Source organism: Streptomyces sp. NPDC028928 (assembly GCF_055564915.1).
In genome coordinates this window covers 286,761-301,541 of the sequence record NZ_JBVHVI010000012.1, presented here as the reverse complement: position 1 = coordinate 301,541, position 14,781 = coordinate 286,761, and the positions used below count along the sequence as shown (strand labels likewise).

16 protein-coding genes and 2 pseudogenes are annotated in these 14,781 nt (G+C 71.5%); 9 read left to right on the top strand and 9 right to left on the bottom strand.

Going from position 1 to position 14,781, the window contains the following annotated elements; translation table 11 throughout:
* Window positions 1-61: 61 nt before the first annotated feature.
* The 4 genes and pseudogenes from ACZ4U1_RS28385 to ACZ4U1_RS28370 all read right to left on the bottom strand — a co-directional run.
* Window positions 62-194 (bottom strand): annotated as a pseudogene (locus ACZ4U1_RS28385) (IS5/IS1182 family transposase); the annotation flags it as partial.
* Window positions 195-198: 4 nt separating this feature from the next.
* Window positions 199-1,683: an NAD(P)/FAD-dependent oxidoreductase gene (locus ACZ4U1_RS28380; RefSeq protein ID WP_467906983.1), complete on the bottom strand. Its 1,485-nt coding sequence runs from the start codon at window positions 1,681-1,683 to the stop codon at window positions 199-201.
* A 611-nt stretch (window positions 1,684-2,294) separates the two neighbouring features.
* Complete coding sequence (locus ACZ4U1_RS28375) at window positions 2,295-2,558, bottom strand: type II toxin-antitoxin system RelE family toxin (protein ID WP_093677539.1); 264 nt, start codon at window positions 2,556-2,558, stop codon at window positions 2,295-2,297.
* Entirely contained in the window at window positions 2,551-2,820 is a 270-nt protein-coding gene (locus ACZ4U1_RS28370; RefSeq protein ID WP_019434848.1) for a type II toxin-antitoxin system Phd/YefM family antitoxin, read from the bottom strand. The genes ACZ4U1_RS28375 and ACZ4U1_RS28370 overlap by 8 nt, the downstream gene beginning before the upstream one ends.
* A gap of 136 nt (window positions 2,821-2,956) precedes the next feature.
* On the opposite strand from ACZ4U1_RS28370, the pseudogene ACZ4U1_RS28365 reads away from it, so the two are divergent.
* Window positions 2,957-3,676: pseudogene (locus ACZ4U1_RS28365) on the top strand (Tn3 family transposase); the annotation flags it as partial.
* A gap of 168 nt (window positions 3,677-3,844) precedes the next feature.
* Here the strand turns inward: ACZ4U1_RS28365 and ACZ4U1_RS28360 are convergent.
* Complete coding sequence (locus tag ACZ4U1_RS28360) at window positions 3,845-4,378, bottom strand: SDR family NAD(P)-dependent oxidoreductase (protein ID WP_467906982.1); 534 nt, start codon at window positions 4,376-4,378, stop codon at window positions 3,845-3,847.
* A 463-nt stretch (window positions 4,379-4,841) separates the two neighbouring features.
* Between ACZ4U1_RS28360 and ACZ4U1_RS28355 the strand changes: the two genes are divergently transcribed.
* Window positions 4,842-5,240, top strand: a complete 399-nt coding sequence (locus tag ACZ4U1_RS28355; RefSeq protein WP_467906981.1) for an Imm7 family immunity protein — start codon at window positions 4,842-4,844, stop codon at window positions 5,238-5,240.
* 63 nt (window positions 5,241-5,303) lie between these two features.
* Here ACZ4U1_RS28355 and ACZ4U1_RS28350 read toward each other — a convergent pair whose 3' ends face one another.
* Window positions 5,304-5,600 carry a DUF402 domain-containing protein gene (locus ACZ4U1_RS28350; RefSeq protein WP_467906980.1) on the bottom strand — a complete coding sequence of 99 codons (297 nt, stop codon included), beginning with the start codon at window positions 5,598-5,600 and terminating at the stop codon, window positions 5,304-5,306.
* A gap of 190 nt (window positions 5,601-5,790) precedes the next feature.
* Between ACZ4U1_RS28350 and ACZ4U1_RS28345 the strand changes: the two genes are divergently transcribed.
* Window positions 5,791-7,200 carry a DUF1266 domain-containing protein gene (locus ACZ4U1_RS28345; RefSeq protein WP_467906979.1) on the top strand — a complete coding sequence of 470 codons (1,410 nt, stop codon included), beginning with the start codon at window positions 5,791-5,793 and terminating at the stop codon, window positions 7,198-7,200.
* Between the two features lie 29 nt (window positions 7,201-7,229).
* Here ACZ4U1_RS28345 and ACZ4U1_RS28340 read toward each other — a convergent pair whose 3' ends face one another.
* Complete coding sequence (locus ACZ4U1_RS28340; protein ID WP_467906978.1) at window positions 7,230-7,625, bottom strand: winged helix-turn-helix transcriptional regulator; 396 nt, start codon at window positions 7,623-7,625, stop codon at window positions 7,230-7,232.
* An 80-nt stretch (window positions 7,626-7,705) separates the two neighbouring features.
* Here ACZ4U1_RS28340 and ACZ4U1_RS28335 point away from each other — a divergent pair, with 80 nt between their 5' ends.
* Entirely contained in the window at window positions 7,706-9,199 is a 1,494-nt protein-coding gene (locus tag ACZ4U1_RS28335; protein WP_467906977.1) for an MFS transporter, read from the top strand.
* A gap of 69 nt (window positions 9,200-9,268) precedes the next feature.
* Here the strand turns inward: ACZ4U1_RS28335 and ACZ4U1_RS28330 are convergent, their stop codons facing one another.
* Both ACZ4U1_RS28330 and ACZ4U1_RS28325 read right to left on the bottom strand, forming a co-directional pair.
* Complete coding sequence (locus ACZ4U1_RS28330; protein ID WP_467907045.1) at window positions 9,269-10,477, bottom strand: serpin family protein; 1,209 nt, start codon at window positions 10,475-10,477, stop codon at window positions 9,269-9,271.
* 80 nt (window positions 10,478-10,557) lie between these two features.
* Complete coding sequence (locus ACZ4U1_RS28325) at window positions 10,558-10,866, bottom strand: hypothetical protein (RefSeq protein ID WP_467906976.1); 309 nt, start codon at window positions 10,864-10,866, stop codon at window positions 10,558-10,560.
* Between the two features lie 110 nt (window positions 10,867-10,976).
* On the opposite strand from ACZ4U1_RS28325, the gene ACZ4U1_RS28320 reads away from it, so the two are divergent.
* The 5 genes from ACZ4U1_RS28320 (at window position 10,977) to ACZ4U1_RS28300 (ending at window position 14,680) form a co-directional block, all read left to right on the top strand.
* Window positions 10,977-12,149: a DUF4190 domain-containing protein gene (locus ACZ4U1_RS28320; RefSeq protein ID WP_467906975.1), complete on the top strand. Its 1,173-nt coding sequence runs from the start codon at window positions 10,977-10,979 to the stop codon at window positions 12,147-12,149.
* Between the two features lie 149 nt (window positions 12,150-12,298).
* Window positions 12,299-13,051: a GntR family transcriptional regulator gene (locus ACZ4U1_RS28315; protein ID WP_467906974.1), complete on the top strand. Its 753-nt coding sequence runs from the start codon at window positions 12,299-12,301 to the stop codon at window positions 13,049-13,051.
* A gap of 364 nt (window positions 13,052-13,415) precedes the next feature.
* Window positions 13,416-13,607, top strand: coding sequence for an SPOR domain-containing protein (locus tag ACZ4U1_RS28310; protein WP_189301997.1), 192 nt, complete (start codon window positions 13,416-13,418; stop codon window positions 13,605-13,607).
* A gap of 30 nt (window positions 13,608-13,637) precedes the next feature.
* The gene (locus ACZ4U1_RS28305) at window positions 13,638-14,150 is read left to right on the top strand and encodes a (deoxy)nucleoside triphosphate pyrophosphohydrolase (RefSeq protein WP_467906973.1); all 513 of its coding nucleotides are present in this window, start codon (window positions 13,638-13,640) and stop codon (window positions 14,148-14,150) included.
* Between the two features lie 101 nt (window positions 14,151-14,251).
* Window positions 14,252-14,680: an ATP-binding protein gene (locus ACZ4U1_RS28300; protein WP_467906972.1), complete on the top strand. Its 429-nt coding sequence runs from the start codon at window positions 14,252-14,254 to the stop codon at window positions 14,678-14,680.
* The last annotated feature ends 101 nt before the right edge of the window (window positions 14,681-14,781 follow it).

The following is a 14,781-nucleotide window of genomic DNA, read 5'->3' as shown; positions in this document are numbered from 1 at the left end:
CTCGCTCTACCGCAGCGGGGATCTTGTCGGTGAATCCACCGTTCGGGCGTAATCAGTGAGCCTATCGGCGTTGCCTCTCCAAGGTGAGGACGGCCTTGGCGACGGCGGTCATGCGCTCGGGGCTTATGTGCGTGACCGCGGAAGATCCGCCAGGACTTCAGCCGTGCCATGCCGCGTCCGAAGGGAGTCCGGGCCTGGTCAGGCGTAGTAGGCGCTCAGCGCCGCGTTGGCCGTGTCGCCGTCCATCCGCAGCAGTTGGGCACGGCCGGTGAAGTAGGTGTGGACGGCCAGCGCGGCCGCCGCTCCTTCACCCGCGGCCATCGCGATACGGCGCACGCCGCGGTACCGCACGTCTTCGGCGGCGAAGACCCCCGGCACGCTGGTGGCGTACGACGGCACGTTCGGGCCAACGTCGGTACCCGTGACCACGTACCCCTTGGTCAGCTGGACGCCGGTGCCCTGCAGCCATTTGGTGTCCGGGTCGGTGCCGATCAGTACGTAGACCGCGCGCACCGGCCGGGTCTCCAGGGAGTCGTTGAGCGTCCGCAACTGCACGTCGGTGAGCCGCCCATTCTTGCCCACGTACTCGGCGATCTCGGTGTTCTCGCGGACCTCGATGCCGGACTGCTGGATTAGCTCCACCAGTCGCGGCAGCATCGAAGAGCCTTTGAGGGTGCCGCGGACGAGCAGGGTGACCTTGGTGGACTTCTCCGCGAACATCAGTGCGGCGCGACCCGCGGTGTCGCCGGCCCCGACGACCACGACCGAGTCGTCCTTGGAGACCTGCTCGGCGTCCGCGGGCAGGGCCATGTAGTAGACACCGCGACCCTCGTCATGGCGCTCGTGCTTCCCGCCCTGGCGACGGGCGGCCACTCCACAGGCCACCACCAGGGCAGCAGCGTTCAGTCCGGCCGGCCGGCCGTCGTCGCGACGCGCTGTCACCCGCCGTCTCCTGAGCGGGGGCTGCCCGTCGCCGGCATCGAGCTCCTCCAGCGCCGACAGACTCTCGGCCCGGCAGGCGGGGAGCCACTCCACTTTCTGGTTCAGCGCCTGGCGAAGCCCTCGCTGGGCCAGCTCACCGGCGACGATGCCGTCGGGAAAGCCGAAGTGGTTGTCGATGACGTTGACAGCGGTGCCGGCCGCGCCGCCGGGCGCCTCGTTCTCCACGATCAGCACCTTGTGGCCGAACAGGCCGGCGTGGTTGATCGCCGCGGTCAGCCCCGCCGGTCCGCCGCCGACCACGACCACGTCGTAGTCAGTGCCGCCGCTGTACCTGGTCAGGTGCAGTGCCTTGGCCAGGGCGATCAGCGGCGGATTATGCAGCTCTCGCCCGTCGATCCTCACGATGACCCCCGCTTGCCCCACGGGGCCGTGCGTGACGGCGAACGGGACGTGGTTGAGCAGCAGGAAACGGACCACGCGGTACACGGCGGCGTCGCGGCGGTCGCCTTCGACCAGTACTGTCTGCTGATCCTCGGGGGCCGTGTCGTAGAGCATCCGTTCCAGCCGCGGCCACAGGTCGTCCTCGTCCGGACGGGCAGGCAGCACCTGGATGCCGTCCTGGCCCTCACCGCCGGCCTGGGCACCGCGGTCGGACAGCAGCAGGCGTCCGGCCGGCGGCACGGCGCCGGTCTCCCACAGCAGGTCCGAGCCCGATCCATCGGACAGGTCCGCCGCCGCCAAGGACGGCGCACCGCGAGGGGCAGTGATCTCGGGTTGAGGCCGCTCGCTTTTGGTGGCCGAGGTTACGGGGGTGCCAGTGCCCTGACTCCCCGTCGTCGCTTGTAACCGGCGCGGAGGCGCGCGGACCCTCACCCGATCAGCGGACGGCGCACCGCGAGAGGCAGCTGCTACCCGCCCTCGTCGACGTCTCCACCGTGCGCGGCGTCTGCGTGGATATCTGGACCGGGCACGTCCGTGGCCTTGCTGGACAATGCACGGCAGGGGTGTACCGATACCTGGATCGGCCTGCGGGAACACGGAAACGTTGGGCCGAGCCCCGGCTCTCCGCACCTTGATGCAGCCGGAGCGCGAGGAGTATGAGCTGCATGGTGCTGGGATGGCGTTCCCGTGCTGGGACGGTGCTGGGGTGACTGGCTCGAAACCATCGTTTCCGCAGGTCACAGCGCTGGCTCAGACGTTGCACTTCAATGAGTAGTCGTGCACTTACTGCGCGTTAGACGTTGAGTCAAACGTGCAAGTCAGAAGGGGTCGGGCTCTATCGAGTCCGGCCCCTTCTTCGTCGTCACCGTGCTGGATGGGTGCTGGATGTTCTGACGTGTGGTCAGCAGCAATCAGGTGTCGTAAACGGTGGACCGGTGTCCCACGTGAACGACCCAGACCACCAGTTCTCCGTTGTCGATCGTGTAGACGACGCGGTAGTCGCCGACGCGCAGGCGGCGCCGTTCGGGCTGGGACACCAGTGCGGTGGTGTTGAAGCCGAGGGGGTCGCTCTCCAACTCGGTCAGCTTGGCCAGGATGCGCAGCGCCATGTCGCGGGGGATCTTCCGAAGCTCGGCCTGTGCCTCGGGACGGAAGACGGTTCGGTACTCACTCACCGCGTGCCAGCGTCTCCCTCATGATGTCCTCGATCGGGATGCCGGGCGCGGGGTTGGCCATGCGCTCGTCGATGATCCGATTGATCTCGCGCTCTTCCCACTCCTGGTACTTGCGCAGTACCTCGATGGAGACGACGGCGGCGACTTCCTTGCCCCGGCGCGTGATCACTGTGGGTACGTCGTCGCGATCGGCGCGCTCCACGACTTCGGCGAGGTGGGCCCGCACATCGCGAATGGACTCTATGGGCAGCGGCTGCGTCATGCGCCCAAGTGTACCGAGTGGCGCATGTGTACACAACGTGTCCCGTGCGGGCGACGGTCTTCGTCGCAGTTGCGCGTGCTGGATGTGCTGGATGAACTTACGCAGAGGTCAGGTGGTTTAGGTCAGTCAACATGTCGCCGCGGCGAACGCGCGCCTGATCGAGGCCCAGGCACGGGTGCCGATCGTCGCCCACTGGGGCGAGGGCCTGCTCGCTTCGGTGGACGGGCTGCGGTTCGTGGTGCCCAAGCGGACCATCCATGCCGGTCCCTCGCCGAAGTATTACCACTTCAAACGCGGGATCACGTGGCTGAACGCGGTCAATGACCAGGTCGCCGGGATCGGGCAGATGGTCGTGCCGGGCACCCCGCGCGACTCCCTGCACATCCTGGACACCCTGCTGAACCTGGATGCCGGGGTGAAGCCGGAGATGGTCGCCACCGACAACGCCTCGTACTCGGACGTGGTGTTCGGCCTGTTCTCGATGCTCGGCTACAACTTCTCGCCCCGGTTCCGGGACCTGGCCGACCAGCGGTTCTGGCGGGCGGAAATGCCTGGCGTCGAGACCGGCGGGTACGGGCCGCTGGAGGCGCTGGCCCGCAACAAGGTCAATCTGGGCAAGGTGATCACGCACTGGCCGGACATGCTGCGGGTGGCCGGCTCCTTGGTGACCGGGCAGGTCCGCGCGTACGACCTGCTGCGGATGTTCGGCCGTGAGGGGCGCCCGACCCCGATGGGGCAGGCATCCGCCGAGTACGGGCGGATCGCCAAGACGCTGCACCTGCTGCGCGTGGTCGACCCGGTCGACGACACCTACCGGCGGCAGATGAACCGGCAGCTCACCGTGCAGGAGTCCCGCCCAGTTAGGCATACGCCTCTGTTGAAACACCAGCGCTACCAGGCCGAATACACCTATGTGGGGGATGCTCTCGCCCACCGAGAGACGCACCGCCGCTCGACTCGCTCCTGCTGATGGACCACGGCCTTTGCGGCACAATGCCGCAGCCCCGCACGGCCAACCCCCCACCTATTCGTCTTCCAGACCACCGGCTGTGGCGTCGAGCCGGTCAGCGCGGGCTGGATCAACGACGTGCTCGGCGTGACCGTCCGCCGACTCCGTGAGGACCGCCTTCTCCATGCCGGTGAAGAGGTCTACGACATCGTCCTCGGTGGCGCCGTCCGGGTTACAGCGGCCGGACCACTGGGCGTCGCCCGCGCCCGGCCATCCGCGGTGCGTAGTGGCGCGCCAGGCGCACACCGGGGAGCACCTTGACCTCGTAGAAGCGCAGCCAATCCGCATCGGTGATCTCGAAACGGGCTTGGTCTCGAAGACGCCGGTGTTGTTGACCAGGATGTCGACGTCGGGCGGCTCTCGGATCAGGTCGGCCGTTCCCCCGGCCGTCCCGATATCGGCGGTGACGCCGCGTCCGCCGATCCGTTCCGCCGTCTCGGCGACACGGGCGGCATTACGGCCGTTGATCATGACATCTGCGCCGGCGGCGGCCAGCGTCCGCGCCGTCGCCTCCCCGACCCCGCCGTCGACCCCGGTGACGCGATACACCGGTGTGCGCAGGGCTGCCCAGGAGCACCCAGCGCCCCCAGACGCTAACGATTCTTCGGCAAGGCGACGGGGTCCGCACCACGACGACTCAGCACCGAGCCACGGCCGCACCAGTTGTCTTACCCGACAGCCGGGTCGAAGCGGGGCTCTTGCGTACCTCGATGCAGCTGGAATGCGAGGGGCTCCTGAGCCGCATGGTGCTGGGATAGGGTCCCGTGCTGGGATGGTCCTGGGATGACCGGCTCAAAAGAGTCGTTTCCGCAGGTCACAGCGCTGGCTCAGACGTTCCGCTTCAACGTGTGAGCGGATGACATGACACCACGTCACTGACGGGGCACACATGCAGGTCAGAAGGGGTCGGGCTCGTCGGGGTCCGGCCCCTTCATCGATCCCGTGCTGGATCCCCTGCTTCCCCCGGCGCGTGATTACCATGGGCAGGTCGGAAAGCGCAGGTGCTGAGGGTATGTACGAGTTCCACGGCTGGTTCGGTATCTCCGAGGACCCGTACGAGGACGACTCGCGGTGTCTGAAGGCCGGTGTCGAGGAATTGCGGGCGCGGATCGACGCGGTCCGGTGGGGCTCCAGCTGCAAGGTCGCGCTCGACGTCTTCAACGGGCTGGACGTCGTCACGGCCACCGGCCACACGAACCGCGTCGGCTACGAGGCCGGGCAGCTGGACGAACTGGTGGCGTACATCGCGCGCCGCTTCCCCGGTTCGTGGGGGATGCTCTACGACCGCTCGGACGACGGCGACATCCCGAACGCCGACAACGCGTTCCGGGTGCGTGTCATGCGCAGAGGGGTTGTCGAGGAGCGCCTGGATCCGTTCCTGTCGCCGTGCAATCCGGTGATCGAGGACTGAGCCCGGGCGGGGGCCGGCTCCTTCTGGGGCCGGCCCCGCACCGGTACCGGAAGCGGGGCTGCCTCAGCTCCGGGCGGGCTCGGCGGGGCGTGCCGACTCGGCCACCGCGTGCGGCACCCGCTCCGGGACCGTCCAGGCGGCCTCGGGGCGCCACCGGGACCAGGCCGGGTCCCACCACGCCTCGCCCCGGTCGAGGGCGCGCGTCAGCTCGCGTGCCGCCTCCCGGACCCGGTCGGCCTCGCCGTCGGCGAAGCCGCCCGCCTCCGCCCGGCCCTCGAAGTGATCGACGTCCTTCCAGCGGTAGGGGCCGCCGTCGCCGGGCACCCAGATGTCCAGTTCCAGGTCGAGCGTGCCTGCCACGGGTGGGCCCCCAGGAGAACGGTCCCGAGCCGAACGTCATGGGCGTGCCCTGCGCCAGGTACACCGCCAACAGCTCGGGTAGGTGATCCACGGCTTGTCGTCGAGCAGTTCGCGGCGAACGATGGCCTGTCCGGGGGAGAAGCGTTCTGTCATGACCGTAAAGCTAGAGTGGCCGCAATCATGATCGCGGATGCGGGGGCGTGTGGTGTTCGGAGGGCGCAGGCGGGCGGCTGGGCGTGAGCGGTACGACGAGGAGGGGCCCTCGGACACACGCTACGTCGTCGGTGAACTGGACGACCACGACGAGGCGTTGCCCGACATCCAGGTGCCCGACGAGCCCGGCACCTGGAAGGCGCCCGACGCGCTCGAACAGCACCTGTACGAGCTGCTGACCCGGCACGCCGCGGCCGAGTGGGAGGACGAGGAGGCCCAGGAAGAGGCCCGGGGGGAACTGACCCTCGCCTATCTGGAGGCGCTGGCCGGGGACCTCGTGTACGTGCCGTTCCGGCGGGAGGAGACCTCGCCCGATCCCGGCATGCGTACCTTCCACGTCTACGACACCCCGGTCGGGCGGCTCGTCGCCGTGTACACCCGCGGGCTGCTCCCGCGCCCCCATCCGTACCTGGTCTTCGAGTCGTACACCCTGCGCGACCTGGCCGACGACCTGCCGAAGGACGTCGACGGCATCGCCGTCAACAACCAGACCCCGATCCCGATGCTCATGGCGGCCGACGCGGAGGAGCGCCAGGTGTGGCGGGCGCTGCACAACGAGCACTGGGACGAGGACGGCCGCGCCGAGCGGCTCGTGACGCTGCGCTCCGGTGTGCCGCCGCTCGGGCCGCTCCTGCACGGGCTGGCCCTCGGCGCCCACATGTGCTTCGTCAACGGCGAGGCCTGGAACAACCCGCACTACCACGGTCTGGGCCTGTCCATCGAGCACGAGCGGCTCGCCAAGTGGTGGGGCGTCACCGGCCGGGACGAGTGGCTGGACGTCCAGCGGCGGCTCCTCGACCGGGAAGTGACGCCCTGGTACTGGGAGTTCGTCCTCGACGCACGGACCGCGCTCGCCCAGCGGTACACCGACGGGCGGCTGCAGGCCGTCGACGCCACCGTCTGGCGCGCGCACGTCGAGACGGCCCTGCGGGAGCGTGCCGCGCAGGTGCCGGAGCAGATCGGGCCGGACTGGGAGGAGTTCGTCGCCCACGTCGTGGGCCTGGTCGGCAAGGTGCTGCGCTACGAGGGCAGGTTCCGCGCCGACGGCCTGCTCGCGGCGGACGCCGCGGTGCGTTCGGTCGCCGCGTGGGACATCGGCCGCGCCTCGATGATGGCCCGCTGGGGCTACGGCGCCCGCTTCGCCACCCGCGCCGAGATGCGCGAGGCCGTCGTGGAGGCGAGCGAGGCCGCGCAGGCCGCGCACACCTCCTGGCAGGACTTCTCCGCCGGGTACGCGCTGGGCCGCTGCCTGCACTTCGACGACGAGGAGTTCGGCGGCTGGTACCAGGAGATGCTCGCCGCCCACCAGACCCTGGCCGGCCACCCGGACAGCCCCTGGCAGACCGTTCCCTTCCGCCTGCCCCAGGGGGCGGGACTGGGCGCGTAGCCATGGTCCGTCGGTGATGTGTCGCAGCGTCAGGCAGGGACAGCGGGGGAGTGCGCGGCGTCGTACACGGCGTGGGCGCGGGCGATGTCCCCGCTGTGCCGCCTGGCCCAGTCGACGAGGGAGAGCAGGGTCTCGTACAGCTCCAGCGCCATCTCGGTGCACTCGTACTCGACCCTGGGCGGAACGGTCGGGTAGACGGTGCGCACCAGCAGGCCCTCGCGTTCGAGCTTGCGCAGGTTGAGGGTGAGCATGCGGCGGCTGATGCCCTCGATGCCGCGCTCCAGCTCGCTGAAGCGCACCGGGCCCTTCGCCGCCGCGACCAGGATCCCGATGGCCCACTTGCCGGCCACCCGGTCCAGGACCTCGCTGACCGGGCACGCCGGGTTGTCGGCCTGCTCCGTCACATCCATGTGACCCCGAGACATAAAAGTGCCTCCTTACGCGGACCGCTGACGTTACACAAGATGGAGTCCGTAACAAAGTGAAACCACGGAGGGGGAGTTCCATGTCCGCTCAGGCCGTGCCCGTACGAGCGGGTGCCGGTGCATCACGCTGGCTCGCGCTGGCGATCCTCTGCGCCGGCCAGCTGATGGTGATCCTCGACGGCACCATCGTGAACGTGGCGCTGCCGTCCATCCAGGAGAGTCTGGACTTCACCCCGTCGAACCTCGGCTGGGTGGTGAACGCGTACCTGATCCCCTTCGGCGGCCTGCTGCTGCTCTCGGGCCGGTTCGGTGACCTCTTCGGCCGCAAGCGCGTCTTCATCACCGGCCTGGTCGTGTTCACCGTGGCCTCCCTGCTGTGCGGCCTGGCGCAGAGTTCGGCCATGCTGCTCGTGTCCCGCTTCGCCCAGGGCGTGGGCGGCGCCGTGACGTCCTCGGTCACGCTGGCCATGGTCGTCACCATGTTCACCGAGCCCGAGGAGCGGGCCAAGGCGATCGGCGTCTACAGCTTCGTGCAGTCCGCGGGCGGCACGCTCGGCCTGATGCTGGGCGGTGTACTGACACAGACCATCAGCTGGCACTGGATCTTCTTCGTGAACGTGCCGATCGGTGCCGCGGCCGTCCTCATGGCCCAGCGCCACCTGCGCGCCGAGCAGGGCGCGGGCAAGGGCAAGAACACCGACGCACTCGGCGCGGTCCTGATCACGGCCGCGCTCACACTCGCCGTCTACACCATTGTCGAGGCGGCCGACTACGGCTTCGGCTCCCCGCGCACCCTCGGCTTCGGCCTCGCCACCGTGGTCCTGCTCGCGGTGTTCGCGGTGCACCAGGCCAAGGCCGCGGACCCGCTGCTGCCGCCCCGGATGTTCAGGTTCCGCAACGTCTCCGGGGCGCTGGGCACGCACACCCTGATGGTCGCCGGCATGTTCGGCTTCCAGTTCCTGGCCGTGCTGTACATGCAGAACGTCCTGGGCTTCGACGAGGTGCAGACCGGCTTCGGCGTGGTCCCGGTCTCGCTGCTCATCGGCCTGATGTCGCTGTTCGTCGCCCCGCGCCTCATCGCCAGGGCCGGCCCCCGGACCGTGCTGCTCGGGGCGCTGGTCCTGATCGCCGGAGGCCTGGCGCTCCTCGGCCGGATCCCGGCCGACGGCGCCTACGTCACCGACGTGTTCCCCGCCACCGTGCCGCTCGGCATCGGCTTCGGACTGGCGATGCCGTCGCTGGCCGGCCTGGCCATGTCGGGTGCGGCCCCGCAGGACTCGGGGCTGGCCTCGGGCATGTTCAACACCGTGCAGCAGGTGGGTGCCTCCCTCGGCCTCGCCGTCCTGAGCACGCTGGCCGCCTCGCACACCAGCGCCGCGCTGGGTGACGGAACCGCCCGCGCGGACGCCCTGACCGAGGGGTACCAACTGGCCTTCCGGGTCGGTTCCTGCTTCGTCCTGGGCGCCCTGGTGGTCGCCGCGGCGGTGCTCCGCAGCGCGCCACGCCCCGCCGCCTCTCCGGCCGCCCGACCCGCGGCCGCTCAGCCGACGGAGACGGACACCGCCTCGGTGTGACACACGGCGGGCACGCGAAGGGGGCCGGGCTCGGCGGAGCCGGCCCCCTTTCGCACGCGGTCCCCCCGGTCACCGCACCGGCGGGGCCCCCGGAACACCCGGGACCGGGTAGGGCGCCGGTTCCGTCACCCAGCCCGCCGCCAGCACCAGGCGGGAGTCGCGGTCGACGGCGAGGAAGGCGAAGGGGCGGTCGAAGGTGACCCGGACGACCGTCGTCTCGTAGCGGAACTGCGGGGCCGCGCCGGCGGGCACCGGCATGAGCGCCGTCACCGCCGCCGCCCGGAAGCCGAGTGCGCCGAACTGGGCCACGGCCGACTGGCGGGCCTCCCCGACGGCCAGCGGGTAGGGGCTCACCCCCGGGAAGTGGCCGGCATCGGTGTCCATGGCCGAGGTGAGGCCGAACAGGCCCGCCAGGGCGAGCAGATCGTGGTCGGCCCGTACCTCGTACGCCACCGTCGTCACGTCCAGCGTCCTCGGTTCCGGCGCGGTGGCGGGCTGTTGCTCCACATGCAGACCGGGACCCACGTGCCCGTGCGGCAGCGCACCGCCCCCGGTCAGCGGCAGGCCGCGCTCCACGATGCCGACACCCGCCGCGAGCACCTGACCCGGCGTCATGCGCTCCTCGCCCAGCACCAGGTGGACGTCGACGCCGTTGTCCCCGGGGACCGTCAGCGCGGTCACGAAGCCGTCCGGGGTGCCCGTCACCCCCACCCGGTCCGGCCGCACACTGCGCCGGTGCAGGCCGCGCAGGGTGCGGCCCTGCCAGGGGCCGGCGCCGGGCCGCAGTGGCCGCTCGGTGAAGGGCTGGCGCCAGGTGGTGCGCAGCGACAGGGCGGTGGCCAGCACCATCCGCGCCTCCCGGGTCAGCGTCACCGGCATCCGCTCGACCAGCCCGCCGGTCCGCTCGGCCGCCCAGGCGTCCAGCCGCTCCTGCGCGGTGACGAGGTCGTCCCCGAAGACCCCGTGGGTGCCGGTGGGCAGCCCGGCCCGCCACTCCTCGCGCAGCGCCAGCCCCTGGTGCGTCCACAGGCCGAGCGCCGCGTCCAGGCCGGACACCGACGCCAGCCCCGCCAGCAGCTCCCGCGCCTCACCGGCCGCCCGCTCGGCCGGCACACCCAGGGCGCCCGCCAGTTCCGCGCGCGCCGGTCCGGCCGCGCCGTCGGCGAGGAAGGCCAGCAGGGGCCAGACGCCCGGCGCCGAGAACACCGTGCCCTCGGACAGCGCCTGCGCCCAGCGGGCGGTCAGCCCGTTCACACACCGGACCGTCTCCTCGGTCACCTTGCTCACTCGTCGCCCTTCCCCACGGCCCTGCTCACTGCTCGTCCCTCGTTCCCGTACGTCCCCGCACCCCGGCCCGCTCATCGTGTCCCGCTCCCCGGCGACTCCCGGAACGGACCGTCCCCGCCCGCCCACTCCGGCCGCGACGCCGGCGTCCCCTCGGTCCCCGGGCCCACGGCCGTGGCCGGCTCCGGCCGGGCCGGTCGGGCCGCGCCGTCGGCGAGGAAGGCCGGCGAGGGCCACACCCCGGCGGCGGAGAACACCGTGCCCGCGCGTACGCCCGCCGCCCACCGCCCGGTGAGCCCGTCCACGGCCCGTACGGCCGCCCCACCGATCCGGCCGTCGGGCCAGGCCTCCACCCGGCCGTACGCCCCCGTTGCCACCCGCATTCCGCCCCCGCTCGTGTGCCGCTTACCATGCGGCAGTCGTACGTCAGTCCAGCCGCCGGACGGCCGCCCGGTCCCGTGCTGCCGCCGCCCGATCCAGGAGCACGGTACCGGTGTCCATACCCCCGCCTCCCGGCCCCCACCAGCCGGAAGGGCCCTTCCGGTCACCCGCGTCGCAGCCGCAGGGGCCGTACGGTCCGCCGCCGTATCCGCACCAGGCGGGCTACCAGCCGTGGACGCAGGGCTACAGCCCGTACAACCAGCCCGCGCCCGTCAACGGCCTCGCCATCGCCTCCCTGGTGCTCGGGGTGCTGTGCTTCCTGCCCGGGGTGGGGCTGGTGCTCGGGCTGGTCGCGCTGCGGCAGATCCGCCGGCGCGGCGAGCGCGGGACGGGGCTGGCCGTCGGCGGTGCGGTGCTGTCCGGGGTCGGGCTCGCGCTGTGGGCGCTGCTGATCGCCACGGGCGGCGCGGCGGAGCTGTGGCAGGGGTTCAGGGAGGGCGCACGCGAGGGCGCGACGATCTCGCTCGCCGAGGGCGAGTGCTTCGATGCGCCGGACGGCGCACTGACCGGCGACACCTACGACGTGGACGAGGTCCCGTGCGCCGGCGCGCACGACGGGGAGGTGTTCGCCTCCTTCCGGCTGCCGGGCGGCGCCTACCCCGGGGACGACGCGGTCGCCGACACCGCCGACGAACGCTGCTGGAGCCTCCAGGACGGCTACGCGATGGACGGCTGGGCCCTCCCGGACGACGTCGACGTGTACTACCTGTCGCCGACCGAGGAGAGCTGGTCCGCCGGGGACCGCGAGGTCACCTGCGTGTTCGGCAACACGGAAGAGGGCCAGGACCTCACCGGGTCGCTGCGCAACGACGAGACCGTCCTCGACGCCCACCAGGTCGCCTATCTGAAGGCCGCGCACGTTCTCGACGCGGCCCTGGACACCGCCCCGGACGAGGAGTACGTGGAGGACGACCTGCCCGGGCACAAGGCGTGGGCGGGCCGGGTGGCGGCCGCGCTCGGCGAGCAGGCCCGGATGTTGCGCGCGCACGACTGGCCGGCCGGCGCCCGCAAGCCGGTCGCCGCGCTCGCCGCCGACCTGGACAAGGCGCGCGCGCAGTGGGCGAAGGCCGCCGGAGCCGAGGACGCGGACGCCTTCTACGAGCACTACGACACCGGCCTCGGCCTCATCGGGCCCGCACGGGCGGTCGCCGCGCGTACGGCTCTGGGGCTCGCCACCACCGTCCCGCTGGGCGACGACGGAGCCGACACCGGCATCCAGGTGTGAGAGCGCTCCTATACGGGGGAGAAACCGCCTGGGTAAAGCCCTCCCCGGCCCTTTGTCATCACATCGAGTGATTCTCTGGCCTTTGCTTGCATGGCACAACCCACGGTTGCCAGGCTGTTGCTGTCTGTACAACCTGAGGGGAGCGGCCAGTGACTTTCGGTGAGCAGCCGGCGTACTTGCGTGTCGCGGGTGATCTCCGCAAGAAGATCGTCGACGGTTCACTCCCGCCCCACACCCGCCTCCCGTCCCAGGCCCGTATCCGCGAGGAGTACGGCGTCTCGGACACGGTCGCCCTGGAAGCCCGCAAGGTGCTGATGGCCGAGGGCCTGGTCGAGGGCCGCTCCGGCTCGGGGACGTACGTGCGCGAGCGGCCCGTGCCCCGCAGAGTGGCCCGCTCCGGATACCGGCCGGCCGGCGGCGCCACCCCGTTCCGGCAGGAGCAGTCCGACGCCTCGGTGCGCGGCACCTGGGAGTCCAGCAGCGAGCAGACCGAGGCCGGCGCGGCCATCGCCGAGCGGCTCGCGATCCAGACCGGCGACCGGGTCATGCGCACCAAGTACCTCTTCCGGGAGGCCGGCGAGCCGATGATGCTCTCCACCTCCTGGGAGCCCCTCGCCGTCACCGGCCGCACCCCCGTGATGCTGCCCGAGGAGGGGCCGCTCGGCGGGATGGGCGTGGTCGAGCGCATGCGGGCCATCGACGTCATCGTGGACAACGTCACCGAGGAGGTCGGCGCCCGCCCCGGCCTCGCCGAGGAACTGCATCTGCTGGGGGGTGTCCCCGGTCATGTGGTCCTGGTCGTCCAGCGCACCTACTTCGCCTCCGGACGCCCGGTCGAGACCGCCGACGTCGTCATCCCGGCCGACCGCTACCGCGTCGCCTACCACCTGCCCGTCAAATGACCTCACGTCCGGCGTGAGGTAGCGCACACCCTCGCGCGCCTCACGCGCCGTCACCCCTGCCGCCCGGCACCTCGCGGGCCCCTCACGCGACGCAGCGATCCGGCCGTTTTCCCAGGTGGCCGAGGGTGCCCCCGGCATGCCTGCGACCCCAGCCGACAGAGGTCGCGACGGCGCATTCGGTCCCGTGCGCCCCCGGCGTTCTGGCTGGTTGCGTACCTCTTTGTGAAAAGCCGTATTCGCAGCGTGAAGGTTGGGCGTACGCTCGGGCATATGCGGATTGCGGTTTCCTTAGGCGGGGCACTGCGGGGGCCCGAGACGGGAAGCAGGTGGGGTGGTGCGAGAAGGACCGCGGGCGGTGGGGGCCATGAGTGAGGGCACGGTCTCCCTTCCCTGGATCGTGATACGGCAGGACGACAACGGCAATCGCTACCGCGTCGGCCGGTACGCGACCCGCGCGGAGGCGCAGAAGATCGCCGACAGCCTCGACGACCGGGGGCACAAGCAGCTCTACTGGGTCGAGCGCATCGGCCAGAACCGGGACGGCGCGCAGAACTGACCGGCCGCGCGCTCCCGTAGGCTCCGCTCCATGACGCGCATGACTCCCGGAGCGGAACGGATCGTGGTGGTGGGAGCCGCCCTGCTCGACGGCGGCCGGCTGCTGGCCGCACGCCGCAGCGCGCCCGCCGACCTGGCCGGGCGCTGGGAGCTGCCCGGCGGCAAGGTCGAGGCGGGGGAGCGGCCCGAGGACGCCCTGGTGCGCGAGCTGCGCGAGGAGCTGGGCGTCGACGCCGAGCCGCTCGGCCGCGTGCCCGGCGAGTGGCCGCTGCGCACGCCGTACGTCCTCCAGGTGTGGACGGCCCGCCTGTGCCCCGGCTCCCCCGCGCCGAGCCCCCTCCAGGACCATGACGATCTGCGCTGGCTGACCCCGGACCGCCTCTGGGAGGTCGACTGGCTGGACCAGGACGTCCCGGCGGTCCGGGAGGTGTCCGCCCGATGGCAGGGCGAGGGCGTGACCCCGCCCGCGAGGGGCGCGGACAACTGCGCGACCGACCGCGACGAACCCGCAGTCGCACGTCGACAGCACCCCCCGACCTCCTAGGCGCGCTCGGTACGCCGGACGTGCCACCATGCGCCCTCTCGCGCGGTACTGCCGCCTCGATACCGGGTATGTGCCCATTAACCCCATGAAACCGGACATGGGTGGGCTCGCTGGCCTGGGAAGTGATCGGCGTGATCGACACCGATGGCGACTGCGCCGAGTGGACCTTTCCGGCGGAACCGGGCGCCGTGCGCGCCGCCCGCGCGGCGGTCCGGGGCCAGTTGCACGGCTGGGACCTCGACTGCCTCGCCGATCTCGCCGCGCTGCTGGTCAGCGAGCTGGTCACCAACTCGCTGCGGCACGCGGCCGGTCCCATCGGCGTACGGCTGGTCCGCCCGGCCGGGATCGAGGACACGCTGCGGGTGGAGGTCTCCGACCCGCTCCCCGACCCGCCCCGGGAACGTGTCGCGCGGCCCGAGGACGAGAGCGGACGCGGCCTCCAGCTGGTCGCCGGCTCCTCCCGCCGCTGGGGCACCCGGCCCGGCGCGAGCGGAAAGACCGTCTGGTTCGAACTGGCTGTGCCCGGGTGACGTCGCGGCAGCCGCGGGGGCACGGGGGTGTACAGCCGTCGGCGTGCCGTCCATCGTGCGCGCCGGGGGCGCACGCGGTCCGGTGGTGGGTGATTCGGCGG